Source organism: Variovorax sp. EL159, from assembly GCF_900100965.1.
In the GTDB taxonomy this organism is placed as follows: Bacteria; Pseudomonadota; Gammaproteobacteria; order Burkholderiales; family Burkholderiaceae_C; genus Variovorax.
This window is the reverse complement of record NZ_FMUJ01000005.1, coordinates 281272-306554: the sequence shown is the minus strand read 5'-3', so window position 1 is coordinate 306554 and position 25283 is coordinate 281272. Positions and strand designations below refer to the sequence as shown.

The following is a 25283-nucleotide window of genomic DNA, read 5'->3' as shown; positions in this document are numbered from 1 at the left end:
CAGGAAAGGCGCGCTCAGGCGCCCGGGTCGCGCACCCGCTCGAATCGCTCGAACTCGCGGTTGATCCAGCGCCCGTCCTGCCGCTCGACGCGGCGGATGTACACGGTCTGCACGATGTCGCGCGTGTGGGCGTCGATCTCGACCGGGCCGCGCGGGCTGTCGAGCTTCAGGCCCCGGAAGGCATCGACCAGCCGCTCCCCGCTCGCACCGCCCCGCGCGGCGGGTGAACTCATCGCGGCGTCGATGGCCGCGAGCCCGTCGTAGGCCGCCACCGCGAAGTAGCCCGGCCGCAGGTGGCTGCCGTATTCCGTCTCGAAGACGCCCGTGAAGCGGCGGTTGGCCGGCGAGGCATGGGCGAACGAATAGTGATGGCTCGTAACGAGGCCATCGGCCAGTTCGCCGATGCCCTGCAGGTAGTTGTCGTCGGTGGCATCGCCAGTGGCCAGCAGGCGGATGCCGGTGTCGGCCATGCCGCGGTCGCGCCAGAACTTCAGGAAGCTCGCCGGCATCTGCCCCGAGGGCAAGAAGAAGAACACCGCCTGCGGCTTCAGTTCGCGCAGGCGCAGCATGTAGGCCGAGTAGTCGAGCGTGGCCAGCGGCACCCGCAGCATCGCGCCGACCCGGCCACCGCCCGCGGTGATGCCCGAGACGAAGGCGCTTTCGGCATCGACACCCGAGGCGTAGTCGGCCACCACGGTGCACACGTCGCGCAGGCCCTGCTGCAGTGCCCAGCGCGCCATCGGCAGCGTGACCTGGGCGATGGTGAACGAGGTCCGCACCGCCAGCGGACAGCGCGCCGTGATGCCCGACGACGCCGCGTTCATCACCACCATGGGTGTCTTCGCCTGCGTGGCGACGGTGCCGACGGCATAGGCGTTGGAGCTGAAGTCGAGCCCGGCGAGCAGGTCGACGCGTTCGCTTTCCACGAGGTCCTGCGCATGGCGCCGCGCCTGCTCGGGCGCACTGCCCGGCACGTCGCGCCGCACCAGTTCGACCGGCCGCCCCGCGATGTGCTGGTTGTGCGCCGCGAGCCAGACCGCCATGCCGGCGTCGAACTGGCGGCCACCGCCCGCATAGGGGCCGGACCACGAACCGATGACGCCGATGCGCAGCGGCCGCACGCGCGCCAAGGCCAGCGAAGGCGCGGCCAACGTGCCTGCAAGCAGGCCCAAAGTACGCCTGCGGGTCGGCTTCATTGCTACTTTTTCAGTAGCACCATGCGCCCGCTGGACGGGGGCTACAGCCGTATTGATCTCTTCATCTTGCACGGCGGACAGTGTACGCGTGCAAGCAGAAAAGCCGGGCGCTCAGAGCTTCGAAAAGTCGGGCTTGCGCTTCTCCATGAAGGCGCCGAAAGCCTCGCGGGCCGCCGGTTCGCGCAGCATGCGGCCGAAGCTTGCGCCCTCTTCGTCCATGCGTTCGATCACGGCGGGCATCTGCGCCTTCTTCAGCAGCCGCTTGGTTTCGATCAGCGCGCTCAGCGGCTTGGCCGCAAGCTTGCGGGCCTGCGTCTGTGCAATGGCGTTCGCCTCGGTCGGCGGCACCACACGGTTGACCAGGCCCACTTCGAGCGCGGCCTCGGCCATGAAGGGCTCGCCCAGCAGCAGCGCTTCGGCCGCGCGGTGGTAGCCCAGCATCTGCGGCACGAGCAGGCTCGATGCAGCTTCGGGGCACAGGCCCAGGTTGACGAAAGGCAGCGAGAAGGCCGCGTTGTCGCCCGCGTAGACGAGGTCGCAATGGAACAGCATCGTGGTGCCGATGCCCACGGCCGGGCCGCAGACGGCCGCGACGATCGGCTTCGGAAAGGTCGCGATGCCGCGCAGGAAGCGGAACACCGGCGACTCCTGGTTGGCGGGCGGCGCATTCAGGAAGTCGCCGATGTCGTTGCCGGCGCTGAAGATCGTCGGGTCGCCCTGGATCAGCACGCAGCGCACGGCCGTGTCGCTGACGGCTTGCGCCAACGCATCGGCCAGCTCGGCATACATGCTGCTGGTGATCGAGTTCTTCTTGTCGAGGCGGTTGAAGGTCAGGGTCATCACACCGGCTTCGGTGTGGACGAGGATGTCGCTCATGGAAATGGTCCTTGGATAAAAACGGTTGTTGACGACGCTCAGGCGTCGAGTGCTTCGCGCACGAAATCCAGGCGGTCCTGGCCCCAGAACATCTGGTCGCCGACGAACATGGTGGGGGCGCCGAACACACCGCGCTCCACCGCCTCCTGCGTGACGGCCTTCAGGCGGTCTTTCACCTCCTGCGCGCCGGCCAGCGCGAGCAAAGCGGTGGCGTCGAAGCCCGCATTCTGAAGCACCGCGCCGACCGTCGCCGGGTCGTTGAGGTTCTTCGGCTCGACCCACATCGCGTGGTAGATCGCATCGACGTACTTGCCGAAGCGCGCCGGCTCCTTCATCTGGATGCCGGTGGCGCCGCGCATCAGCAGCAGCGTGTTGATGGGGAAGTACGGGTTGTGCTCATAGGCCACGCCGTAGCGCTTGGCGAAGCGCTTCAGGTCGGCCGTCATGTACGGGCCCTTGGGCTTGATCTCGGCCGGCGAATGGTTGCCGGTAGCCTGGAACACGCCGCCGAGCAGCATGGGCTTCCACACCAGCTCGGCACCGGTGTCGGCGCAAACGTGCGGCAGCTGTGTCGCGGCCAGGTAGGCGGCGGGGCTGCCGAAGTCGAAATAGAAGTCGACGGTCTTTGTCATGGGTGTCTCCTTGGGGGCTAGCTTCGGGGCGCCGCTGCTCGGGGTGCGTGCGGATGACACCAGGTGGTGCCCTCCGCGAATGTCGCCCTGCCCGAACAGCAGGCCGTCGTCATCTCAGAACTTCTCGGTCCACGGACGCAGGTCGAGCTCGTGCGTCCAGGCGTCGCGCGGCTGCGTGTGCAGCATCCAGTAGCTGTCGGCGATGTGCTCGGGGTTGAGGATGCCGTCGTCTTCCTTCAGCGCATAGCGCTCGGGGAAATTGCTGCGGATGAACTCGGTGTCGATCGCACCGTCGACCACGACGTGCGCCACATGAATGCCTTGCGGCCCCAGCTCGCGCGCCATCGACTGGGCCAGCGCGCGCAGCGCCATCTTCGCGCCCGAGAAAGCGCCGAAGTTGGCCGCACCGCGCAGCGAAGCCGTCGCACCGGTGAAGATGATCGTGCCGCGATGCCCGCCCTTCGGCAGCGCGCGCGCCACCATCCGCTTGGCCACCTCGCGCCCGTTGAGAAAGCCCGAGAAGCAGGCCATCTCCCACACCTTGAAGTACTTGCGCGCGCTTTCCGTGAGGATGCTCTCGGGCACGTTCGCGCCGATGTTGAACACCATCACCTCGATCGGGCCGATGGTCGATTCGATCTGTTCGATCAGCGCGACCACCTCTTCTTCCTTGCGTGCATCGCAGGCGAAGGCATGGGCGCGGCCGCCGTCGGCCTCGATCTGCGCGACCAGCGGCTGCAGCTTGTCGAGGCTGCGCCGCGTGACGCAGGTGGCGAAGCCCTCGCGCGCGAAGCGGCGGGCGATGGCGCCGCCGGTGGCATCGCCTGCGCCGACGATGAGAGCGGTCTTTGTGAGCGCCATGGTGCTATTCCTTGTAGTAGACGATCTGGTTGGAGGTCGCGAGCAACACGCCCTTCTCGCTCCACAGATGCGCCGTCTGGTCGAAGAAGCCGTTGAAGAACTGCTGCCCCGCCGCGCGGCCCAGCAGGTAGCCCGTGCCGACCTGGGCCAGTTGCGCCGCATCGGCATGGAAGTAGGTGGTGATCGACACCGTGCCCGCCGGCACGTGCTTGGCGCGGCGCAGCCAGACACGCGGGTAGAACATGTCGCTCATCGCGGCAAGCGAGGCGAAGTCGAGCGGCCGCTCTTGCGCGTCGCGCAGCCAGATGCGGGTTTCGCTGTGGTGCAGGCTGTCGTCCCACTTCGAGGGGATGCCGCCGCTCACGGGCCGCATTTCGTACTGGTTGATCCAGGCCACGCCCGAAGGGCCGATGCGCATCTGCTCGACCGCCTCGGGCCGGGGCACCTCGGGCATCGGCATGTCGCTCTGGCCCCAGGTGTCGCGGCGCGCGGCCGTCACCACGGTGGCGGTGGTCGTCATGTTCGCCGCGCCGCCGGCACCGGGCTGTGTGATCTGCACGGTCCAGTGTTGCGTCGAACGGTTGGTGCGCACGGCCGTGGCCTGCACGTCGAAGGCACCTGCTTCGAGCGCCGCCGCGTAGTTGACGGTCAGCGCGATCGGCGTGCCGAGCAGGTCGGGATGCTGCAGCACCGACTGCAGCGCGGTCGCCGCGGTAGTGCCGCCGAAGGGTCCGACCATGTTCCAGTAGTCGGGGCTGGTGGTGCCTGTGAAGTGCCCCACGCGGATGTCGCTGTGGTGCAGTGCCAGGGCTTTGTCGAAGGGGTGGTGCGTCATGCTCATGGTGATCGGCAGTGTGCCTCCGGTGGCCCGCGTCACGCAGTCGTGTGCGGGACGTTGGCGTGCTGCACCGCGGTAAGCGATGCAAGCCGATGCAGCTTGTCGACCGTGCTCGGCCACAGGCTCTGACTGAACTGTTCGCGGAAAAAACCGAAGTGGCCGATGCGCCGCGCCTGCACGTCGGCCGGCGCGATGCGCTCCACCGCGCTCGGCGCGCCCGCATAGAAGCTCACGAGGCTTTCGGTGCCGGCGAGCGTCATGAGTTCGTCGTCGGTCATCGACAGCGCGAGCACCGGAAAGCGCACGCGGCCGTAGCTCTGCGAGGCCAATGCGCCTTCGGCGCCGACGCTGTAGCGCGGATTGAGACACCAGCGCCGCCACTGCAAGATCACGCCGCGCGGCAGGTCGCCGATCTTCTTGAGTTTGCGGCCGGGAAAGTAGCCCCACAGCCTGGTGGCAAGCGGCACGACCACGAACCAGAAGTAAAGAATGCTGCGCTTGAGCTTCGGCGCGTTCTCGCGCCAGTAGCCGCTGCCGGCCGCGATGCTGACAAGGCCCGCGACCTGTTCCGGGCGCTGCAGAAAACCTGGTAACTGCGCGCCGAGGCTGTGGCCCAGCAGGTACAGCGGTTCATCGGGCAGCGCGGCCTTGGCGGTGTCGATCACCGCTTCGTAGTCGCGTGCCCAGTCGAACAGGTCGGCCTCGAAGCCACGCAACGGCGCGTCGCCGCGCGAGTCGCCCGAGCCCCGGTAGTCGAAGGTCCAGACGCGCAGGCCCTGATGCTGTGCGAGCCATTGCGCGAAAGGTTCGTAGAACGACTGGCGCACGCCCATCGCGCCACCGATGACGATGCTGGCACGCGGCGCGGTGGTGGGCTCGTAGCGGCGCACTGCGAGTTGCTGTGCGCCACCGTCGACCGGGAGCTGTTGCTGCGTCTGCATGAAGTTGTCTCCTTCGTTGTGCCGACACTCGTTGCGGTGCCTTGCGCGCTGCCGATCGATCAGACGCGTTCAAAAATTCCGGCAGCGCCCTGACCCATGCCCACGCACATCGTGACCATGCCGTACTTCAGCTTCTCACGGCGCAGCGCGTGCACCACGGTGGCCGCGCGGATCGCACCCGTCGCACCGAGCGGATGGCCCAGTGCGATCGCGCCGCCCATCGGATTGACCTTCGACGGATCGAGCCCCAGCGTGTTGATGACCGCCAGCGATTGCGCGGCGAAGGCTTCGTTGAGCTCGAACCAGTCGATGTCTTCGTGCTTCAGGCCCGCATAGCGCAGCGCCGCAGGAATCGCCTCGATGGGGCCGATGCCCATGATGTGGGGCGGCACGCCCTTGCTCGCGAAGCTCACGAAGCGCGCGAGCGGCGTGAGACCGTATTGCTTGACCGCCTTCTCGCTCGCCAGGATCAGCGCGCCCGCGCCGTCGGAGGTCTGCGAGCTGTTGCCGGCCGTGACGGTGCCACGCGCGGCGAACACGGTACGCAGCTTGGCCAGGCCTTCGATGCTGGTGTCGGGGCGCGCGCCTTCGTCGAGATTGACCGTGCGCGTCTTGGCAATCGACTCGCCGGTCTCCAGGTTCGGCGTGCGGTCGGTCACTTCGATGGGCGTGATCTCGTCGGCGAACTTGCCGGCCTTCTGCGCGGCCAGCGCCTTCTGGTGCGAGGCGAGTGCGAACTCGTCCTGCGCTTGACGGCTGACCTTCCACTGCTGCGCGACCTTCTCGGCCGTGAGGCCCATGCCGTAGGCAATGCCCACGTCGCCTTCGCGCTCGAAGATGGAAGGCGACAGCGAGGGCGAGTTGCCCATCATCGGCACCATGCTCATGCTTTCGACACCGGCCGCGATCATCACGTCGGCCTCGCCGACGCGGATGCGGTCGGCGGCCATCTGCACGGCCGAGAGGCCCGACGCGCAGAAGCGGTTGACGGTGATGCCGCCGATGCTGGTGGGCAGGCCGGCGAGCACGGCGCCGATGCGGGCGACGTTCAGGCCTTGCTGCGATTCGGGAATCGCGCAGCCGCAGATGATGTCTTCGATGGCCTTGGGGTCCAAGCCCGGCACGGCGGCCAGCGCCGCCTTCAGCGTGGTCGCGAGCAGGTCGTCGGGACGGTAGTTGCGGAAGTAGCCGCGGTGCGACTTGCCGATGGGCGTGCGGGTGGCGGAGACGATGTAGGCGTCTTGTACTTGCTTGCTCATGAAATCTGTCCTTAGTTGCGCACTGGCTTGCCGGTGCTGAGCATCCCCATGATGCGTTCCTGCGTCTTGGGGTGCACGATGAGCGAGCAGAACGCCTTGCGTTCCAGCGTCATCAGGTATTCCTCGGTCACGAGCGAACCCGCGTCCACATCGCCGCCGGTCACCACGTTCGCGATCAGGCTCGCGATGTGGAAGTCGTGCGCGCTGATGAAGCCGCCGTCGCGCATGTTCACGAGCTGGCCCTTGATCGTCGCAGCGCCGCTGCGGCCGGCCACGCGGAAGGTGCGGCGCAGCGGTGCGCGGTAGCCGGCGTCGGCCATGGCCTTCGCCTGCTGCAGCGCCACGTACAGCAGCTCGTCCTTGTTCGGCACGATCACGTCGCTGTCGAGCAGGTAGCCCAGCTTCTTCGAATCGAGCGCACCGGTGCCGACCTTCGCCATCGCCGCGGCCGTGAAGCCTTCGGTCAGGAACGGCAGCAGGTCGGTGCCCGTCGAGGCCGATGCGTTCTCGGCCGCGCGACGCGCGATGTACGTCAGGCCGCCCGCGCCGGGGATCAGGCCCACGCCCACTTCGACCAGGCCGATGTAGCTTTCCATCGCAGCCACGCGCTTGGCCGAGTACACGGCCAGTTCGCAGCCGCCGCCCAATGCCAGGCCGCGCACGGCCGACACCACCGGCACGCTGGCGTAGCGGATCTTGAGCATCACGTTCTGCAGCTCTTCTTCCGCACCTTCGACCGCGCCGATGCCCGCGACCACGAAGGCCGGCAGCATCGCCTGCAGGTCGGCGCCGACCGAGAACATCTCGTCGGGCGACCAGATCACCAGGCCCTTGTATTCGGCTTCGGCCAGGTCGACCGCCGCACCCAGAGCCTCGGCCACGTCAGGGCTGATGGCGTGCATCTTCGAGTGAATGCTCGCGATGAGCACTTCGCCGTCGAGCGTCCACACGCGCACATCGCCTTCGTCGCTGATCGTGGTGCCGGCCTTGTTGGCATCGGCTGCGTTCGCGCCGAGCACGCTCTCGGGGAACAGCTGGCGGTCGTGCACCGGCAACCTGCGTTGTGGCACGAACTTGTTCTGCGATGCGCTCCACGAGCCCTCAGGCGTGTGCACGCCACCCGCTTGCGCCACCGGGCCTTCGAACACCCACTTGGGCAGCGGCGCGGTGCTCAGCGCCTTGCCGGCATCGATGTCTTCCTGAATCCACTTGGCGACCTGCGCCCAGCCGGCCTCTTGCCACAGCTCAAACGGGCCCTGCTTCATGCCGAAGCCCCAGCGCATCGCGAAGTCGATGTCGCGCGCGCTCTCGGCGATGTCGGCTAGGTGCACGGCGGCGTAGTGGAAACCGTCGCGCAGGATCGCCCAGAGGAACTGGCCCTGCGGTCCTTCGCTTTCGCGCAGCAGCTTCAGGCGCTCGCCCGCAGGCTTCTTCAGCATGCGGCCGTACACCTCGTCGGCCTTCGCGCCGGCGGGCACGTAGTCGCCGCTCTTCAGGTCGAAGCGCAGGATGTCGCGGCCGACCTTCTTGAAGAAGCCGGCCTTGGTCTTCTGGCCCAGGTTGCCGAGTTCGAGCAGCTTGGCGAGCACAGGCGGCGTCGCGAAGTTGGCGTAGAACGGATCGGTCTCGGCGTTCAGGTTGTCCTGCAGCGTCTTCACGACGTGGGCCATGGTGTCCAGGCCCACCACGTCGGCGGTGCGGAAGGTGCCCGAGCTGGCGCGGCCCAGCTTCTTGCCGGTGAGGTCGTCCACCACGTCGGGCGTGAGGCCGAACTTCTCGACTTCCTTCAGCGTGGCCAGCATGCCGGCGATGCCGACGCGGTTGGCGATAAAGTTGGGCGTGTCGTGCGCGCGCACCACGCCCTTGCCGAGCGTGCTGGTGACGAAGGCTTCAAGGTCGTCGAGCACCTGCGGCTGCGTGGTGGGCGTGTTGATCAGCTCCACCAGGAACATGTAGCGCGGCGGGTTGAAGAAGTGAATGCCGCAAAAGCGCGGCTTCAGTGCTTCGGGCAGCGCTTCGCTGAGCTTGGTGATCGACAGGCCCGAGGTGTTCGAGGCCAGGATCGAATGCTTGGCCACGTGCGGCGCGATCTTCTTGTACAGATCGAGCTTCCAGTCCATGCGCTCGGCAATGGCTTCGATGACGAGGTCGCACTCGCCGAGCTTGGCGAGGTCGTCTTCGTAGTTGGCCTGTTCGATCAGGCCCGCATCGGCCACGTCGCCCAGGGGTGCGGGCTTGAGCTTCTTGAGGTTGTCGATGGCGCGCGTGACGATGCCGTTCTTCGGGCCTTCTTTGGCGGCCAGGTCGAACAGCACGACAGGCACGCGCACGTTGACGAGGTGGGCCGCAATCTGCGCGCCCATCACGCCGGCGCCGAGCACGGCGACCTTCTTCACTTGAAATCGGGACATGTTGCTTGGTATTTCTTGGATTGGTTGCGCGCAGGCTTGCTTACTGCACGCGGTTCCAGGTTTGGGTACGCCAGAACGGGCCGAGGTAGCCGCGCACTTCGAGCTTCTTGCCGCCATCGATGGGCGTGAAGCTCGCGCGGTATTCCTTGCCGTTCTCGGGGTCGAGGATCTTTCCGCCTTCCCAGACGTCCTTGCCTTCGGCCTTCTTTCCGCCGCGGATGATGTCCAGGCCCAGCATGGGCTTGCCCTTGCGGTCGTCGCTGCATTCATCGCAGACCGCGTCGGGCTTGGCGTCCTTCTTCAACGACTTCTCGATGCGCCCGAGCAGCGCGCCGTTGGTCTCGCCGATGCGGATCTCGGCCTTGACCTCGCCGGTCTTGTCGTCGACGTTGCGCCACAGCCCCACCGGGGTGCTCTGGGCCATGGCCGAAACGGCAACGACGGAGGTGGCGGCGAAAACGATGGCTGCAACGAAGGTGGCTTTCATGTTCGGCTCCGAAAGAAGATGGAAAGAAGGACGGTAGGGGCTTCAGGCCAGCGCTGCGTCGGTGTCCATCAACACCTTGCTGCCGGCGCGGGCGGTGCGCATCAGCGTCAGGGTCTCGGGGAACAGCTTGGCGAAGTAGAAGCGTGCGGTCTGCAGCTTGGCGACGTAGAACGGGTCGTTGTTGCCGGCCGCGATTTCGCGCAGCGCCACTTGCGCCATGCGTGCGAACAAATAGCCGAACACGAAGTGGCCGGCCACGCGCAGGTAGTCAACGGCGGCGGCGCCCACTTCGTCGGGGTTCTGGAAGCCCTTGAAGCCGATCTCGGTGGTGAACTTGGTGAGCTGGTCGCCCAGCATCGCGATCGGGTTGATGAACTCGGCCATCTTCTCGTTCACGCCTTCTTCTTCGACCAGCTTGCCCACGAGCTTGCCGAACTTCTTGAGCGACGCGCCGTTGTTGCCCAGGATCTTGCGGCCCAGCAGGTCCAGCGACTGGATGGTGTTGGTGCCTTCATAGATCATGTTGATGCGGTTGTCGCGCACGAACTGCTCCATGCCCCATTCCTTGATGAAGCCGTGGCCGCCGAACACCTGCATGCACGAATTGGTCGCGATGTGGCCGTTGTCGGTGATGAAGGCCTTGACGATGGGCGTGAGCAGCGCGACCAGCTCGCCGCTGTCCTTGCGCACCTTCTCGTCGGGGTGGTTGTGTTCCTTGTCGAGCAGCAGCGTGCAGAAGATCTGCAGCGCGCGGCCGCCTTCGGCAAAGGCCTTGGCGGTGAGCAGCATCTTGCGCACATCGGGGTGCACGATGATCGGGTCGGCTTCCTTGTCCTTGGCCTTCACGCCCGAGAGCGAGCGCATCTGCAGGCGGTCCTTGGCGTAGGCCAGTGCGTTCTGGTAGGCCACTTCGGTCAGGCCCAGCGACTGGTTGCCCACGCCCAGGCGCGCCGCGTTCATCATCACGAACATCGCGGCCAGGCCCTTGTTGGGCTCGCCCACCATCGTGCCGGTGGCGCCTTCGATCACGATCTGCGCGGTGGCGTTGCCGTGGATGCCCATCTTGTGCTCGAGGCCAGCACAGAAGATCGGGTTGCGGCCGCCAAGCGAGCCGTCGGCCTTGACATGGAACTTCGGCACCACGAACAGGCTGATGCCCTTGCTGCCCTTGGGCGCATCGGGCAGACGGGCCAGCACCAGGTGAATGATGTTGTCCGTCATGTCGTGCTCGCCGGCCGAGATGAAGATCTTGTTGCCGGTGATGCGGTACGTGCCGTCGGCCTGCGGCTCGGCCTTGGTGCGCAGCAGGCCCAGGTCGGTGCCGCAGTGCGGCTCGGTCAGGCACATGGTGCCGGTCCATTCGCCGCTCGTGAGCTTGGGCAGGTAGGTCTTCTTCTGTTCTTCGGTGCCGTGCGCGGCCAGCGCTTCGTACGCGCCGTGCGAGAGGCCGGGGTACATGGTCCAGGCCTGGTTGGCACTGTTGAGCATTTCGAACAGGCACTGGTTGACCACGAAGGGCAGGCCCTGGCCGCCGAAGGCCGGATCGCACGACAGCGCGGGCCAGCCGCCCTCGACGTACTTGGCGTAGGCGTCCTTGAAGCCCTTGGGCGTCTTGACCTCGTGCGTGGCCTTGTCGAGCACGCAGCCTTCTTCGTCGCCGCTGATGTTCAGCGGAAAGGTCACTTCGGCGGCGAACTTGCCGGCCTCTTCGATCACCGCGTTGATGGTGTCGGCATCGGTCTCGGCATGGGCCGGCAGCGCCTTGAGTTCCTCGGTGACGTTGAGCACTTCGTGCAGCACGAACTGCATGTCACGCACGGGTGGGTTGTAGGTAGGCATCCGGAACTCTCCTGGTCGAAGCTAGATAAAGGGAAAAAAGGAAAAACGAAAAAAGGGGCGGCCCGCCCGCTCAGCGCACGGGCTTGAGTCGGCGGGCGGCAGGTGCAGCGGCCTCGGCCTTCGGGGCGTCGGGCGTGGCGCTGCGCGCAAGGATGTTGTCGAAGCCGGTGTTGGCGCGGCCGATGGAGCCGGGCACCTGCAGGAAGCGCGCCTCGTAGTGCAGCGCGAGGATCAGGCCGTGGATCTCGAACGCGACCTGGCGCTCGTCGGCGTCGGCGCGCAGATGGCCTTCGGTCTGCGACTGCACGATGGCGCGCAGCACGGCCGCCTGCCAGATGCTGACCGACTCGACCAGCGCGTCGCGCACGGGGCCCGGGCGGTCATCGAATTCGGAAGCGCCGCTGATGTAGATGCAGCCCGAGTCGATTTCGGTCGAGGTGCGCTTCATCCAGTTGGCGAACATGGCGCGCAGCCGCGGCAGGCCGCGCGGCGCCTTGAGCGCGGGAAAGAACACCTCTTGCTCGAAGCGAGCGTGATACTCGCGCACCACCGAGATCTGCAGTTCTTCGCGCGAGCCGAAGTGGGCGAAGACGCCCGACTTGCTCATCTTGGTAATTTCGGCCACCGCGCCGATCGACAGGCCTTCGAGCCCGATCTGCGCGGCCAACGCCAGTGCGGCGTCGACGATCACGGCCTTGGTCTGCTGGCCCTTCTGGGCAGCCCGGGCTGGCTTGGCGGAAACGGCTGTGGCGGTCATCGTGGAATTCCCAGACAAAAACGAACGGTCGTTCTATTTTGCAGGGGCTTTGCACTTTTGGCTGCCAAAGTCCTTCAGTTATAGAAGGTTAATTTGAAGCAAATGTGAAGCGAGCGCCGTGCACGCGAGGTGCAGGCGCTCTTGCTTCCGGGCCGTCGCCGGCCCTGTTCCGATCAGAACTCTTGCGACACCGGCCGCAGCACCACTTCGTTGATGTCCACGTTCGCCGGCTGCTCGACCGCGTAGACGATGGCCCGCGCCACCGAGTCGGCGGGGATCTGGTTGGCGTCGTAGAAGGCCTTCACACCGGCCGCGCTCTCGGCATCGCTGCTGCCGAACTTCAGTTCCGAATCGACCGCGCCGGGCGAAACGATGGTCACGCGCACGCCGCTGTTGCCCACTTCCACGCGCAGCCCTTCGGAGATGGCGCGCACCGCGTGCTTGGTCGCGCTGTAGACCGTGCCGATGGGTGTGAACACCTTCAGCCCCGCAATCGACGCCACATTGACGATGTGCCCACTGCCTTGCGCCTGCATGCGCGGCAGCACCGCGGCGATGCCGTAGAGCACGCCCTTGATGTTGACGTCGATGGTGCGGTCCCACTCGTCGACCTTGAGCTTGTCGATGGGCGACAGCGGCATCACGCCCGCGTTGTTGACCAGCACGTCGATGCGGCCGAAGACTTCGACTGTGGCTGCTGCGAGCTTCTCGAGGTCGGCGCGCTTCGCGACGTCGGTGGCCACGGCGATGGCCTCGCCGCCGGCTTCGCGGATCTCGGCGACGACCTTGTCGAGCCGGTCGGTGCGGCGCGCTGCCAACACCACCTTCGCACCGCGTGCGGCCAGGTGGCGCGCGGTCGATTCGCCGAGCCCGCTGCTCGCGCCGGTGACGATGGCGACCTTGCCCTTGATGTTGTCTTGAACGGATGTCATGGGGATTTCCTTTGGCGGTGTGTTGAAGAAGTGCATGCAGTGTGGAAAATCCACGCGTTCCCGTAAATGAAACTCTGACGACTTCAGAATTCGCCATTCAGGAACACTCGCCCTCTTGAGAAAGTCGCCACCATGTCCAACCGCCTCGAAGCCCTGCGCGTGTTCTGCGCCGCCGCCGATGCCGCCAACTTCCGCGACGCGGCCGCCAGGCTGTCGGTGTCGCCCCAGGTCGTGACGCGCGCGGTGCGCGAGCTGGAAGAAGAGCTGGGCGAGCCGCTGTTTCACCGCAGCACGCGCGGCGTGCAGCTCACGGACTTCGGGCTGCAACTGGCGGAACGCGCGCGGGTGGCGGTGGTCGGCGTCGACGATCTCTTTCACCGCACCGACCGGCGCGCGCTCTCGCAGCATGCGGGCACGGTGCGGGTCACGGCCCCGGGCATCTTCGGGCGGCGCTTCATCCCGCAGGCGCTGGCGCCGATGCTGGCCGCGCATCCGGGCCTCACGCTGGACCTGCGCGTGGCCGAAGAGCACACCGACGTGGTCGGCCAGCAGATCGACATCGGCGTGCGCGTGGGCCCGCTGCGCGATTCGCGCTTCGTGGCACGGCCGGTGGGCAAGATGGCGCTGCACGTGGTGGGCGCGCCGGAGCTCATCGCGCGCACGGGCGTGCCAAAGAACCTCGATGCGCTGGCGGCAATGCCGCTCACTTCGCTGATCAACCGCAAGTCGCGGCGGCCCTGGCCCTGGGTCTTCAGCAAGTCGCGGCAGGTGCAAGTGCCGTCGCCGGCCTTCGTCACCGACGACTACGACGCCGAATGCGCCGCCGTGCTCTCGGGGCTGGGCTTCGGCCAGCTCATTGCGCCGCTGGTCGAGCCATGGTTGCCGTCAGGTGCACTGGTGCCGGTGCTGGAAGCCGATGCACCGGAGCCGTGGCCGATCTACGTCTATCGCGCGCAGCGGGCGCCGGTGCCTGCGCGTGTGCGGCTGGTGTATGACGAGCTGGTCCGCGTGCTGGGCTGAATGCGCTTTGCTGGCTCTTGCAGCTACTGCGGCCGCTGCGCCCGCTGCCACGCGCCGGGCGTGAAGCCGAACTGGCGCGCGAAGATGCGCGTCATGTGGCTCTGGTCGGCAAAGCCGCTGTCGGTGGCGGCATGCGCAAGGCTCGTGCCCTGGCGGATCAGCTTGCGTGCACGCTCGGCGCGCTGCAGCACGAGCCATGCGTGGGGCGGCACGCCATAGCTTTTCTCGAAGCGGCGCAGCAGCTGGTATTTGCTCAGGCCAGTCATCGCCGCCATGTCGGCCAGCGTGGGCGGACTGAGCAGGTCGTCGGCCAGCCGTTCGCGCACGCGGCGCATATCGGCCGCCGCTTCGCTGCCGGGTGAGGCGGTGGCATGGCCATCGAGCAGCAGGCCGCAGACTTCGACCAACGACTCTTCGCAGGCCAGCGACTCCACGCTGTTCCGCACGGGTGCGGCGTGCCAGTCGTCGAGGCGCGCGAACAGGCGCCGCAGCGTGTCGCCAAGCCGTGCATCGCGGATCACGGGCCGCGTGAGTTCCACGTCGATGCCGTCGTCCACATCCCCCTTCATGCCGGCGATGACGACCGGGTCCAGGTACACCATGCGCCAGCGGCGCGAGGGGCCGCCCAGCGGCTGGCCGTCATGCACCTCGCCCGGGTTGGTGGTGATCAGGTCGCCGGCATAGGCGTCGACCTTGCCGCGTCCGCTGGCCGAGCGCTGGGCGCCGTGCTCCAGCAGGCCGAGCCCGTAGGTCGCATGCCAGTGCCGCCCGTAATGCAGCGCGCTGTCGATCGACGTGCCATACACACCGCCCCAGGGAGAGGCGAAGACATGGCTGCGATGGGGCGAAGGGGCCTGCATGCGAGGGATGATCGCAGACAGGCGGGGCCGCGTGTGTTTCAGGGCGTCAGTGCGCGCCGGCCTTCACGAGGTCGCGGATCTTCTCGTAGTCGCCGGGCCGCGCCTGCAGATCGGCCGGCGACACCGCCTTCAGTGCCGCCTCGACGAAGGCTTGGCGGTCGGGGCGGATCACCTTGATGCCGGTCTCGCCAAGCTTGCCTTCGGCCACGAGCTCGCGCGCGATGATCTGCACGCTGGCCCACACGGCGTCCTTGCGGATGATGTCGTTCACGATGGTCCGGTCGCCCGCGTTCATGCGCTGCAAGGCAGCGGGCGAGATCACGATGCCGAGCATGTCGTACATGTGGCCGGTGAGCGTCACGCTCTTTTGCACCTCGTAGAACTTCTTGGCCAGGATCGTGGGCAACGGGTTTTCCTGCGCATCGATCTCACCGCTCTTGAGCGCGTCATACACCTTGGCGAAGGGCATCGGCGTGGCGGTGGCACCCATGCTCTTGGCAAAGAGCTTGTAGGTGGGCGCATCGGGCACGCGCAGCTTCAGGCCCAGCATGTCCTTGGGCGAGGTGATCGGTTTGTTCGAGGTGACATGGCGCGCGCCGTAGTAGATGGCCGCCATCAGGTGGTTGCGGCTTTGCGCCTCATAGCCCTTGCGCAGCTCGTCGAACACCGGACTGACGAGAAAACGCCGCACATGATCGGGGTCGGAGAACAGGAAGGGAAAGCCCACCACGCCCAGCGACGCATAGTCGCGCGCCAGCACGTTGAGGCCGATGTAGGCCATGTCGATCTCGCCCGCCGCCAGCTTCTTGCTGTAGTCGGCCTCGCCACCGAGCGCGCTGGCCGGATAGAGCTCGATCTCGACGCGGCCTGCGGTGGCCACCTTGATCTTCTGCGCCATCGCCTGGGCCTGCGTATGGAAAGGCTCGCTGGTCTCGTAGCCGTGCGCCCATTTGAGGACGACGGGCTGCTGTGTCTGCGCGGGCGCACCCGCGATCAACCCGGCGCCCAGCAGGAGCGCCGCGAAAAATTTCTTCATCGATTTGCCCCCACCACTGTTATTGAAATTCTTCTGGAGGGTCGCGGCGCCCTTCATGTCGAAGGACGCCGCGCCATCATCGCGCGCCGGTCAGGGCTTGAAGGGAACCACTTCCTGGCGCTGCTCGCCCAGGCCTTCGATGCCCAGTGTCATCACGTCGCCCTTCTTCAGGAACAGCGGCGGCTTCATGCCCATGCCGACGCCCGGAGGCGTGCCGGTGGTGATGACGTCGCCCGGCATCAGCGTCATGAACTGGCTCACGTAGCTGACGATCTTGGCCACGCTGAAGATCATGGTCTTGGTGCTGCCGGTCTGCACGCGCTTGCCGTTCAGGTCGAGCCACATCGCGAGCTTCTGCGGGTTGGGCACTTCGTCGCGTGTCACCAGCCAGGGGCCGAGCGGGCCGAAGGTGTCGCAACCCTTGCCCTTGTCCCATGTGCCGCCGCGCTCGATCTGATATTCACGCTCGCTGATGTCGTTAATGGTGCAGTAGCCGGCCACGTAGTCGAGCGCGCTCTTTTGCGACACGTAGCGTGCGCGCGTGCCGATGACCACGCCGAGCTCGACTTCCCAGTCGGTCTTGACCGAGCCCTTGGGCAGCATCACCGGATCGTTCGGGCCCTGGATGCAGCTGGTGGCCTTGGTGAACACCACGGGCTCCTTGGGCACCGGCAGGCCGGACTCGGCCGCGTGGTCCGCGTAGTTCAGGCCGATGGCGATGAACTTGCCGACGTTGGCCACGGGGCTGCCGAAGCGCGGCTTGCCCTTGACCAGCGGCAGCTTGTCGACCTTCGACTTGCGCAGCTTGGCAAGGGCGGCGTCGCCGAGCTGGTCGGGGCCGATGTCCTTGACGACCGCGCTCAGGTCGCGCAGCTGGCCGTTGTCATCGATGAGGCCGGGTTTTTCCTTGCCGGGATTGCCATAGCGGACGAGTTTCATGCTTTCCTTTCAGTGCATTGAATTGGATTGGATTGGACTATCAGTAGGTGGAGCGGCCACCCGAGAGATCGAACACGGCGCCGGTGGAGAAGGAGCAGTCTTCGGTGCAAAGCCAGCCGACCATCGCGGCCACCTCTTCCACCGTGCCGAAGCGGCCCATCGGAATCTTCGAGAGCATGAAGGCGATGTGCTCGGGCGTCATCTGGTCGAAGATGGCCGTCTTCACCGCCGCGGGCGTCACGCAGTTCACGCGGATGCCGGTGTCGGCCAGCTCCTTGCCGAGCGACTTGGTGATGCCGATGACGGCCGCCTTGCTGGCGCTGTAGGCGCTGGCGTTGGGGTTGCCGTCTTTGCCGGCGACCGAGGCGATGTTGACGATGCGGCCGTAGCCCTGCTTGCGCATCTGTCCGATCACCTCGCGGCAGCACAGGAACACGCCGTTGATGTTGACGTCCATCACCTGACGCCAGTCGTCCACCGGGTAGTCCCACAGCTTGACGTTCGGGCCGGTGATGCCGGCGCTGTTGACCAGCGCATCGATGCGCGAGGCATGTGCCAGCGTGGCGGCCACGGCCTTGGCGACCGAGGGCTGCTGCGACACGTCGACCTTCAACGCGAAGGCCTTGTCGCCGAGCGATTGCGCGGCCTGATTGGCAGCAGCTTCGTCGCGGTCCCACAGCGTGACGCTGCCGCCCGAGGCCACCAGCCGCTGTGCGATGCCGAAGCCCAGGCCCGTGGCGCCACCGGTGACGACCGCATGGCGGCCCGCGAAGTCGAGCTGGTTCATATGGTGATCCCGCCGTCGACGGTGAAGTACTGGCCGGTCGCGAAGATCGATTCGTCGCTGGCGAGGAACACCACGACCGGCGCGATCTCTTCGGCCTGCGCGAGCCGGCCCATGGGCTGGCGCGCGATGAAGGCCTTGCGGGCTTCCTCGGGGTCGGCGTTCGCGTTGATGCGATCACCCAGCGAGGGCGTATCGACCGTGCCCGGGCACACCGCATTGCAGCGGATGCCCTTGGTCACGTAGTCGGCGGCCACGCTCTTGGTGAGCCCGAGCACCGCCGCCTTGGTGGTGCCGTAGACAAAGCGGTTGGGCAGCCCCTTCATGCTGGAGCACACGCTCGCCATGTTGATGATGCTGCCGCGCCCGGCCGCCAGCATGCCGGGCAGCACGGCCTGGATGGTCCACATCTGGGCGCGCACGTTGAGGCTGAAGGCGAACATCAGGTCGTCGTCGCTGGCCTGCTCGATGGTGCCGTTGTGCACCACGCCCGCGCAGTTGAAGAGCACATCGAGCGTGGGCAGCCGCGCCACCAGCGCGCCGATGGCCGCCTTGTCGAGCACGTCGAGCTTGAGCGCCGTGACGTTGGCCACGCCCGCATAGCGTTCGAGCAGCTTCTCGTTGACGTCGGTGGCCCAAACGCGCGCGCCTTCGGCCGCGAGCGCCAGCACGCTGGCATGGCCGATGCCCTGACCGGCGGCGGTGACCAGCGCGGTTTTTCCCTTCAGTCTCATCGTGTCTCCTGCATGCGAACGGGCCTGGCGGCCGGCGAATTCGGGTTTGGCCCAATGGGTGGCGCGGGCGGTGTATCGTATTCTGAATTGGCCTTACCACTTGTCCAATTCAGGACAACCCTTAACCCCTTCGACCTCGTGCCGCTCCAGACCGTAGAACCCCAGCGCCTTTATCGCCAGATTGCCGACCAGCTCCGGGGCCTCATCGGCAAGGGCGAGTTCGATGTCGGCGCGCGCATTCCCGCCGAGCGCGACCTCGCCAAGCAGTTGGGCGTGAGCCGGCCATCGGTGCGCGAGGCGCTGATCGCGCTGGAGGTGGAAGGCTGGGTCGAGATCCGCACCGGCTCGGGCGTGTACGTACTCGACCGCTCGCACCGCACCAGCACGCCCGCGAGCGGCGCCGAGTGGGGTCCGCTCGAAATCATCCGGGCGCGCCGCATGGTGGAAGGCGAGACCGCCGCCACCGCCGCGCAGCACGGCAAGCGCAAGGACGTGGACGCCATGCGCCGCGCGATCCAGATGATGCGGGAGCTGGCCGCGCGCAACGAAGTGCCGCACGAGGGCGACCGCGCCTTTCACCTGGCCATCGTCAACGCCTGCGGCAACGTGGTGCTGACCGAAACCGTACAGGCCTTCTGGGAGTCGCGGCAGGGCCCGATCTTCGCCCGGATGATCGATTACTTCGAGACCATGGACTCGTGGCAGGCGGCCATCGGCGAGCACGAGGCCATCCTCGCCGCCATCGCCGCGCGCGACCCCGCGGCGGCGCGCGAGGCCATGCACCAGCACATGGACAAGTTCCACCAGCGATTCAGCGCAAGCTGGCGCCGCACCAAAGCCTCCTGAAAAAACACGCCAGCAGATAGCCAGCAGATTCCCACCATGACTCCCTACATCAGACTCCACCCCGCCGATGACGTCGTCATCGCGCGCGCCCAGCTGCTCGGCGGCACCACTGTCGAGAACGTCGCCGTGCGCGGCCTGATCCCGCCGGGCCACAAGATCGCGATGCGCGCCATCGCGCAGGGCGAGCCGGTGCGCCGCTACAACCAGATCATCGGTTTCGCGAGCAAGCCCATCGCCGCCGGCGAGCACGTGCACACGCAGAACCTCGACATGGGCCCCGACAAGGGCGACTTCGACCGCGACTACGCCTTCGGCGCCGACGTGAAGCCCGCGCCCACGAAACGCGAAGCCACCTTCATGGGCATCAAGCGCGCCGATGGCCGCGTGGCCACGCGCAACTACATCGGCGTGCTGACCAGCGTGAACTGCTCGGCCACGGCCGCACGCGCGATTGCCGACCACTTCTCGCGCAAGACCAACCCGCAGGCGCTCGCGGCGTTCCCGAACGTCGATGGCGTGATCGCGCTCACGCACGGCACCGGCTGCGGCATGGACACGCAGGGCATGGGCATGCAGATCCTGGAGCGCACGCTCACGGGTTACGCCACGCACCCGAACTTCGCGGGCGTGCTGGTGGTCGGGCTCGGCTGCGAGGCCAACCAGATCAATGCCTGGCTCGCGACCGGCCACCTGGCAGAGGGCGAGAACTTCCGCACCTTCAACATCCAGGACACGGGCGGCACGCGCAAGACGGTCGAGAAGGGCGTGGCGCTCATCAACGAGATGCTGCCGCGCGCCAACGCGGTCAAGCGCGAACCGTGCAGCGCGGCGCACATCACCATCGGGCTGCAATGCGGCGGCTCCGACGGTTACTCCGGCATCAGCGCCAACCCGGCACTGGGCGCGGCAGTCGACCTGCTGGTAGCGCATGGCGGCACGGCCATCCTGAGCGAAACGCCCGAGGTGTACGGCGCCGAGCACCTGCTGACGCGCCGCGCGGTCAAGCGCGAGGTCGGCCAGAAGCTGGTGGACCGCATCAAGTGGTGGGAGCACTACACCGCCATCAACGAAGGCGAGATGAACAACAACCCCTCGCCCGGCAACAAGGCGGGCGGGCTCACCACCATCCTCGAAAAATCGCTGGGCGCGGTCGCGAAAGGCGGCACCAGCAACCTCGAAGCGGTGTACGAATACGCCGAGCCCGTGACGGCGCATGGCTTCGTCTACATGGACACGCCGGGCTACGACCCGGTGAGCGCCACGGGCCAGGTGGCCGGCGGCGCCAACCTCATCTGCTTCACCACCGGGCGTGGCTCGGCTTACGGCTGCGCGCCCTCGCCTTCGCTCAAGCTCGCGACCAACTCGGCGCTGTGGCAGCGGCAGGAAGAAGACATGGACATCAACTGCGGCGAGATCGTCGACGGCACGGCCTCCATCCAGGAGATGGGCCAGCGCATCTTCGAGATGGTGCTCGCCACGGCGTCCGGCGCGCACTCCAAGAGCGAGCAGCACGGCTACGGGCAGAACGAGTTCGTGCCCTGGCAGGTCGGCGCGGTGATGTGAACTGACGCGAACCCATCGACGACAAGGAACGGCATGGCCACCCTCCCCTTCGGTTTTCTGGACGGCACCGGCTTCGAGCACCTGGACCCTCGCTTCAAGCCCTGCATTCCCGGCCCCGAGCGCGTGCAGCGCCTGTGGACCGGCGCGCGCTGGTGCGAAGGCCCGGCGTGGTTTGCCGCGCACCGCACCCTGGTGTGGTCTGACATTCCAAACAACCGCATGCTGCGCTACGACGAGGTCAATGGCACGGTCGGCATCTTCCGCGAGCCGGCCAACAACGCGAACGGCCACACGGTCGACCGCGAAGGCCGCCTCGTGAGCTGCGAGCACCTGACGCGCCGCGTGACGCGCACCGAGCACGACGGCTCGATCACCGTGCTGGCCGCGCACTGGCAGGGCAAGCGCCTGAATTCACCCAACGACGTGGTGGTGCATTCGGACGGCGGCGTGTGGTTCACCGACCCGAGCTACGGCATCCTCTCGGACTACGAGGGCCTGCGCGCCGACAGCGAGATCGGCGCCTGCCACGTCTATCGCATCGACCCGGCCAGCGGCGAGGTCGCGCGCATGACCGACGACTTCGTCAAGCCCAACGGGCTGGCGTTCTCGCCCGACGAATCGCTGCTCTACATCGCCGACACGGGCGCGAGCCATGCGGCGGACGGGCCACGGCACATCCGCCGCTTCAAGGTCGGCGCCGACGGCCGCAGCTTGAGCGGCGGCGAGGTGTTCGCCGAATGCACCAACGGCCTGTTCGACGGCTTCCGCTTGGACACCGAAGGCCGCATCTGGACCAGCGCCGCCGACGGCGTGCACGCCTACCACCCCGACGGCACGCTGCTCGGAAAGATCCTGCTGCCCGAACGCGTGGCCAATGTCTGCTTCGGCGGGCCCAAGCGCAACCGGCTTTTCATCTGCGCGACGACGTCGCTGTACGCCATCACACTGAACGCGAAGGGAGTCTGACTCATGCCTCACACACTGCCGGCCGACGGCTTGCAAGCCACCGTCACCCGCATCCTCGAAGCCGCGGGCAGCCAGCCCGCCGAAGCGCAGCAGGTTGCCGCCAACCTGGTGCTGGCCAACCTGAGCGGCCATGACTCGCACGGCGTGGGCATGCTGCCGCGCTATGTCGATGCGGTGGCCGAAGGCGGGCTGAAGCCGAACACCGGCGTGCGGGTCAACCTCGACATCGGCACGATGATGGCCCTCGACGGCCAGCACGGCTATGGGCAGGTCGTCGGCGTGCAGGCAATGGAACTCGGCATCGCACGCGCGAAGCAGCACGGCAGTTGCATCTTCACGCTCGCGAATGCGCACCACCTGGGCCGCATCGGGCACTTCGCCGAGATGGCGACCGCGCAGGGGCTGGTGTCGATGCACTTCGTGAATGTGCTGTCGCGGCCGGTGGTGGCGCCCTGGGGCGGTGGCGACGGACGCTTCGGCACCAACCCGTGTTGCATCGGCATCCCGCTGGCGGGCGCCGAGCCCTTCGTGCTCGACTACGCCACCAGCCGCGTGGCGCAGGGCAAGATGCGCGTGGCCCACAACAAGGGCGAGCGCGTGCCCGATGGCTACCTGATCGACGAGAAAGGCGCGCCCACCAACGACCCCGGCGTGGTCGTGGTGCCGCAGGGCAACGGCCTCTTCGGCGCGCTCATGACCTTCGGCGAGCACAAGGGCTACGGCATGGCCGTGGTGTGCGAGCTGCTCGGCGGCGCGCTCACCGGCGGCGGCACCTGGCACCGGCCGGCCGACACTTCGCGCACCATCCTCAACGGCATGCTGACGGTGCTGATCGATCCGCAGCGGCTGGGCACGCAGGCCAGTTTCGACAGCGAGGCGCATGCCTTCATCGACTGGCTGCGCCAGAGCCCTGCGGGACAAGGCTTCGACGATGTGCAGATTGCCGGAGAGCCCGAGCGCAAGGCGCGCGCCGCGCGCCAGCGCGACGGCATCTGGGTCGACGATGCGACGTGGGGTGAGATCGTCGCGGCGGGCGCGAAAGTAGGCGTGGCCGTCGCGGCCGCCGCATAAAGCATTCGCGCCTAGCGGTGCGCGTTGCGCGACTTCTGACTCAGCACGAGCGCAATGCCGCCCAGGATTGCTACCGAGGCGGCAGCCAGCCGCGGCGTGATCGCCTCCGACAAGAGCAGTACACCGCCGAACGCCGCCAGGAGCGGCACCGACAGCTGCACGGTCGCCGCCTGCATGGCCGACAGGCGGGCCAGTGCCGCATACCAGACAACATAGCCGAGGCCCGAGGTCAAGGCCCCTGAGGCCACGGCAAGCGCCGCACCGGTAGCGCCGACATCGGCGCGGGCCAGGAAAGCAAGGCTCAGCGCGATGGCCAGCGGCACGGCCCGCATGAAGTTGCGGCCCGTGGCGGCCAACGGGTCGGCCACGCCCCGGCCGCGCAACGAGTACACGCCCCACGCCACGCCCGCGATGGCCATCAGTACGGCGCCAACGAGCGGCGGCGCGGCAATGCCGGGCGACACCAGATAGACGAGCCCCCCTGCCGCCAGAACGAAGCCGAGCCATGCAACAGGGCCGAAGCGCTCGCCGGAGCCCAGGCCCGCGCCAAGCATCGTGAGCTGCACGGCGCCGAACAGGATCAGCGCGCCCGTGCCCGCGGACAGGCTGAGGTAGGCAAAAGAAAAGAATGCAACATAGGCGAACAGCATGACGGCGGGAAGCCAATCGGTGCGGCCGGTCGATGGCGGCGGCTGCACCCGGAACCGCACGACGAGGGCCAGCGTGATCGCGCCGGAAACCAGCCGGATGCTGCCGAAGCTGGCCGGATCGATCCCACCATGCTGCAGCGCGAGCCTGCACAACAGCGAATTGGCCGCGAACGCGAGCATGGCCGCCGCGGTAAGAGCGACGGCTTGCAGGGTGGACCGGCCGTCGTGCGCTTCAGACATGCGTAGCCACCACGAAAGCGGCCCAGCCGAGCAGCGCGAACCCGAGCGGCGCACTGAGACCGTGGCCCCACGGAACGTTCTTTTCGATCGCCATGACGGCAGCAAGCAGAAGCATCCACCCAAGGCTGCCGGTGCCGAGCACGAACATCAGCAGCATCAGCGCCCAGCAGCAGCCGACGCAGAACAGGCCATGGTGCGCGCCCAGCGCGAACGCATGGCGGGCTTGTGCCTTCCCACGCCAGTGCTCGATGACGAAGCTCAACGGCGTGCGGCACTTCTCGAGACATCGGTACTTGAGACGGCTGAACTGGGAAGCACCGGCCAGCGCGAAGGTCGCGGCGCCGATCACCCAGCCATGCCAGGCCAACGTCGGCGCGCTGGCGAGCAGGGCCAGCACCCCGCCATGAAGCGCATGCGCCAGCAGCCCGAATGCGCCCCAGACCGCCATGTAGCCTAGCCCCAGCAGCATCAGCAGGCGCCCATGGTCGGGACGCCCGCTGGTCAACCGGTCGAAGGCATTGAACAGCGGCAGCGTGGTCGGCAGCATCATGGCCGCAGTCATGAGGATCCACGCCACGGCGTAGAGCACCATGGGCACGACCACGCCGCCAGCGGGAACGGCCTGGCACAGGGTCGCGGCCGGCCCCGAGGCGGTCCAGTCGGTGTGTTCGAGATAGCGTCCGTAAGGACTGCGCGTCCAGGCCCACAACACCATCCATGCGAATGCGATGAGTGCTGCAAGAACCGGCAGGAACACAAGCCGATGGCGGAAGACCTTGCGCAGCGGCAAGCCGGCTGTCGGGGTCATGCGTCGAAGACGAACGTGCTCTGCAGGGCGTTGTGGTTCTTGATGTCCAGATCGATGCCGAGCGCGGCATTCTTCGATCGATAGGTCGGCGCCTTGCCAACAAACACCGGGGCGCCCGGAACCGTCGAGAACACGGTGTCGGAAAGAACGGTCAGGCCACCGGTCGCGCCGCGGTAGGGCTCGAGTGCGGCGTAGTAGTCCTTGCCGATCTCCAGTTCGCCCTTGCCGTCGTTCACCGTGAAGCGGATCGGCGCCCTCTCGACCGACACGACCTTGCCGATGAGTTGCGCCAGGTCGGCGATAGGGCCGCCGGCCTGCCCGGTGTAGACCTTGAGCAGCGCATCTTTCTGCGCCTCGGAGGCCTGGTCGTCGACGAAGATCGCCGCCGTCCAGTTGCCTTCGAGGATGTTTCCGGGCACGTGCGCCACGGCCGCGATGGTGTTGCCGCTGACATCGACGTCGTCGATCGTCCCCTTGTCGATGCGCCACGCGACGATGGTGTCGCAGGTGCCGTTGTCAGCATCCTCGCCAATCCAGCAAGGACAAAGAACGTTGCAGTTGCATACCTCGAGCAGGCGACCTTCCAGGTGGTAGCTCATACGAACCTCCATTCAAGAAGCCACATGAACACGGACTTGTCGCCGCGACCGGGCGGCAAGGGGGAATCGATCCTACGCGTGGCATCGGATCAAGTCGAGGTCGCCGCCCGGTACGTGGGTACCCTGTCTGTCGCCGGC

General features: G+C 67.0%; 25 protein-coding genes. 5 read left to right on the top strand and 20 right to left on the bottom strand.

Going from position 1 to position 25283, the window contains the following annotated elements; all coding sequences use genetic code 11:
* Positions 1 to 14: 14 nt before the first annotated feature.
* From BLQ28_RS22340 to BLQ28_RS22285, 12 genes are all read right to left on the bottom strand, one after another.
* Positions 15 to 1121: an ABC transporter substrate-binding protein gene (locus BLQ28_RS22340; protein WP_093245509.1), complete on the bottom strand. Its 1107-nt coding sequence runs from the start codon at positions 1119 to 1121 to the stop codon at positions 15 to 17.
* A 186-nt stretch (positions 1122 to 1307) separates the two neighbouring features.
* The gene (locus BLQ28_RS22335; protein ID WP_093244113.1) at positions 1308 to 2072 is read right to left on the bottom strand and encodes an enoyl-CoA hydratase; all 765 of its coding nucleotides are present in this window, start codon (positions 2070 to 2072) and stop codon (positions 1308 to 1310) included.
* Between the two features lie 38 nt (positions 2073 to 2110).
* Positions 2111 to 2704, bottom strand: coding sequence for a 2-hydroxychromene-2-carboxylate isomerase (locus BLQ28_RS22330; protein ID WP_093244112.1), 594 nt, complete (start codon positions 2702 to 2704; stop codon positions 2111 to 2113).
* Between the two features lie 114 nt (positions 2705 to 2818).
* Complete coding sequence (locus BLQ28_RS22325; RefSeq protein ID WP_093244110.1) at positions 2819 to 3565, bottom strand: SDR family oxidoreductase; 747 nt, start codon at positions 3563 to 3565, stop codon at positions 2819 to 2821.
* 4 nt (positions 3566 to 3569) lie between these two features.
* Positions 3570 to 4406 carry an acyl-CoA thioesterase gene (locus BLQ28_RS22320; protein WP_093245508.1) on the bottom strand — a complete coding sequence of 279 codons (837 nt, stop codon included), beginning with the start codon at positions 4404 to 4406 and terminating at the stop codon, positions 3570 to 3572.
* 32 nt (positions 4407 to 4438) lie between these two features.
* Positions 4439 to 5344: an alpha/beta hydrolase family protein gene (locus BLQ28_RS22315; protein ID WP_093244108.1), complete on the bottom strand. Its 906-nt coding sequence runs from the start codon at positions 5342 to 5344 to the stop codon at positions 4439 to 4441.
* A 59-nt stretch (positions 5345 to 5403) separates the two neighbouring features.
* Positions 5404 to 6603, bottom strand: a complete 1200-nt coding sequence (locus BLQ28_RS22310) for an acetyl-CoA C-acyltransferase (RefSeq protein ID WP_093244107.1) — start codon at positions 6601 to 6603, stop codon at positions 5404 to 5406.
* Positions 6604 to 6614: 11 nt separating this feature from the next.
* Positions 6615 to 9014: a 3-hydroxyacyl-CoA dehydrogenase/enoyl-CoA hydratase family protein gene (locus tag BLQ28_RS22305; protein ID WP_093244105.1), complete on the bottom strand. Its 2400-nt coding sequence runs from the start codon at positions 9012 to 9014 to the stop codon at positions 6615 to 6617.
* A 40-nt stretch (positions 9015 to 9054) separates the two neighbouring features.
* Positions 9055 to 9501 carry a DUF2147 domain-containing protein gene (locus BLQ28_RS22300; RefSeq protein ID WP_093244104.1) on the bottom strand — a complete coding sequence of 149 codons (447 nt, stop codon included), beginning with the start codon at positions 9499 to 9501 and terminating at the stop codon, positions 9055 to 9057.
* A 42-nt stretch (positions 9502 to 9543) separates the two neighbouring features.
* The gene (locus BLQ28_RS22295; RefSeq protein ID WP_093244102.1) at positions 9544 to 11340 is read right to left on the bottom strand and encodes an acyl-CoA dehydrogenase C-terminal domain-containing protein; all 1797 of its coding nucleotides are present in this window, start codon (positions 11338 to 11340) and stop codon (positions 9544 to 9546) included.
* 70 nt (positions 11341 to 11410) lie between these two features.
* Positions 11411 to 12097 carry a TetR/AcrR family transcriptional regulator gene (locus tag BLQ28_RS22290; protein ID WP_093244101.1) on the bottom strand — a complete coding sequence of 229 codons (687 nt, stop codon included), beginning with the start codon at positions 12095 to 12097 and terminating at the stop codon, positions 11411 to 11413.
* A 173-nt stretch (positions 12098 to 12270) separates the two neighbouring features.
* Positions 12271 to 13029, bottom strand: coding sequence for an SDR family oxidoreductase (locus BLQ28_RS22285; RefSeq protein WP_093244099.1), 759 nt, complete (start codon positions 13027 to 13029; stop codon positions 12271 to 12273).
* A 132-nt stretch (positions 13030 to 13161) separates the two neighbouring features.
* Here BLQ28_RS22285 and BLQ28_RS22280 point away from each other — a divergent pair, with 132 nt between their 5' ends.
* Positions 13162 to 14049 carry a LysR family transcriptional regulator gene (locus tag BLQ28_RS22280; RefSeq protein ID WP_093244098.1) on the top strand — a complete coding sequence of 296 codons (888 nt, stop codon included), beginning with the start codon at positions 13162 to 13164 and terminating at the stop codon, positions 14047 to 14049.
* A gap of 23 nt (positions 14050 to 14072) precedes the next feature.
* Here the strand turns inward: BLQ28_RS22280 and BLQ28_RS22275 are convergent, their stop codons facing one another.
* The 5 genes from BLQ28_RS22275 to BLQ28_RS22255 all read right to left on the bottom strand — a co-directional run bounded on the left by BLQ28_RS22275 (position 14073) and on the right by BLQ28_RS22255 (position 18402).
* Complete coding sequence (locus BLQ28_RS22275) at positions 14073 to 14909, bottom strand: helix-turn-helix domain-containing protein (RefSeq protein ID WP_093244096.1); 837 nt, start codon at positions 14907 to 14909, stop codon at positions 14073 to 14075.
* A gap of 46 nt (positions 14910 to 14955) precedes the next feature.
* Positions 14956 to 15945, bottom strand: coding sequence for a TRAP transporter substrate-binding protein DctP (dctP, locus tag BLQ28_RS22270; RefSeq protein WP_176801197.1), 990 nt, complete (start codon positions 15943 to 15945; stop codon positions 14956 to 14958).
* A 90-nt stretch (positions 15946 to 16035) separates the two neighbouring features.
* The gene (locus tag BLQ28_RS22265) at positions 16036 to 16884 is read right to left on the bottom strand and encodes a fumarylacetoacetate hydrolase family protein (protein WP_093244093.1); all 849 of its coding nucleotides are present in this window, start codon (positions 16882 to 16884) and stop codon (positions 16036 to 16038) included.
* Positions 16885 to 16924: 40 nt separating this feature from the next.
* Positions 16925 to 17671: an SDR family NAD(P)-dependent oxidoreductase gene (locus BLQ28_RS22260; RefSeq protein WP_093244091.1), complete on the bottom strand. Its 747-nt coding sequence runs from the start codon at positions 17669 to 17671 to the stop codon at positions 16925 to 16927.
* Positions 17668 to 18402, bottom strand: coding sequence for an SDR family oxidoreductase (locus tag BLQ28_RS22255; protein ID WP_093244090.1), 735 nt, complete (start codon positions 18400 to 18402; stop codon positions 17668 to 17670). The genes BLQ28_RS22260 and BLQ28_RS22255 overlap by 4 nt, the downstream gene beginning before the upstream one ends.
* A gap of 138 nt (positions 18403 to 18540) precedes the next feature.
* Between BLQ28_RS22255 and BLQ28_RS22250 the strand changes: the two genes are divergently transcribed.
* From BLQ28_RS22250 to BLQ28_RS22235, 4 genes are read left to right on the top strand one after another with little or no spacing between them, the layout of a single operon-like run.
* Complete coding sequence (locus tag BLQ28_RS22250; RefSeq protein ID WP_093244088.1) at positions 18541 to 19248, top strand: FadR/GntR family transcriptional regulator; 708 nt, start codon at positions 18541 to 18543, stop codon at positions 19246 to 19248.
* Between the two features lie 36 nt (positions 19249 to 19284).
* Positions 19285 to 20811: a UxaA family hydrolase gene (locus tag BLQ28_RS22245; protein WP_093244087.1), complete on the top strand. Its 1527-nt coding sequence runs from the start codon at positions 19285 to 19287 to the stop codon at positions 20809 to 20811.
* 33 nt (positions 20812 to 20844) lie between these two features.
* Positions 20845 to 21777 (top strand): SMP-30/gluconolactonase/LRE family protein, encoded by a 933-nt coding sequence (locus BLQ28_RS22240; protein ID WP_093244085.1) that lies wholly within the window; start codon positions 20845 to 20847, stop codon positions 21775 to 21777.
* 3 nt (positions 21778 to 21780) lie between these two features.
* Positions 21781 to 22848 carry a malate/lactate/ureidoglycolate dehydrogenase gene (locus BLQ28_RS22235; protein ID WP_093244084.1) on the top strand — a complete coding sequence of 356 codons (1068 nt, stop codon included), beginning with the start codon at positions 21781 to 21783 and terminating at the stop codon, positions 22846 to 22848.
* An 11-nt stretch (positions 22849 to 22859) separates the two neighbouring features.
* Here BLQ28_RS22235 and BLQ28_RS22230 read toward each other — a convergent pair whose 3' ends face one another.
* The 3 genes from BLQ28_RS22230 to BLQ28_RS22220 are packed head-to-tail and all read right to left on the bottom strand — an operon-like array spanning position 22860 to position 25145.
* The gene (locus BLQ28_RS22230) at positions 22860 to 23738 is read right to left on the bottom strand and encodes a DMT family transporter (protein ID WP_093244082.1); all 879 of its coding nucleotides are present in this window, start codon (positions 23736 to 23738) and stop codon (positions 22860 to 22862) included.
* Positions 23731 to 24546: a DUF2182 domain-containing protein gene (locus BLQ28_RS22225; protein ID WP_093244081.1), complete on the bottom strand. Its 816-nt coding sequence runs from the start codon at positions 24544 to 24546 to the stop codon at positions 23731 to 23733. The genes BLQ28_RS22230 and BLQ28_RS22225 overlap by 8 nt, the downstream gene beginning before the upstream one ends.
* Positions 24543 to 25145, bottom strand: coding sequence for a DUF1326 domain-containing protein (locus tag BLQ28_RS22220; RefSeq protein WP_093244079.1), 603 nt, complete (start codon positions 25143 to 25145; stop codon positions 24543 to 24545). Before BLQ28_RS22220 ends, BLQ28_RS22225 begins: the two co-directional genes overlap by 4 nt.
* Positions 25146 to 25283: the final 138 nt, after the last annotated feature.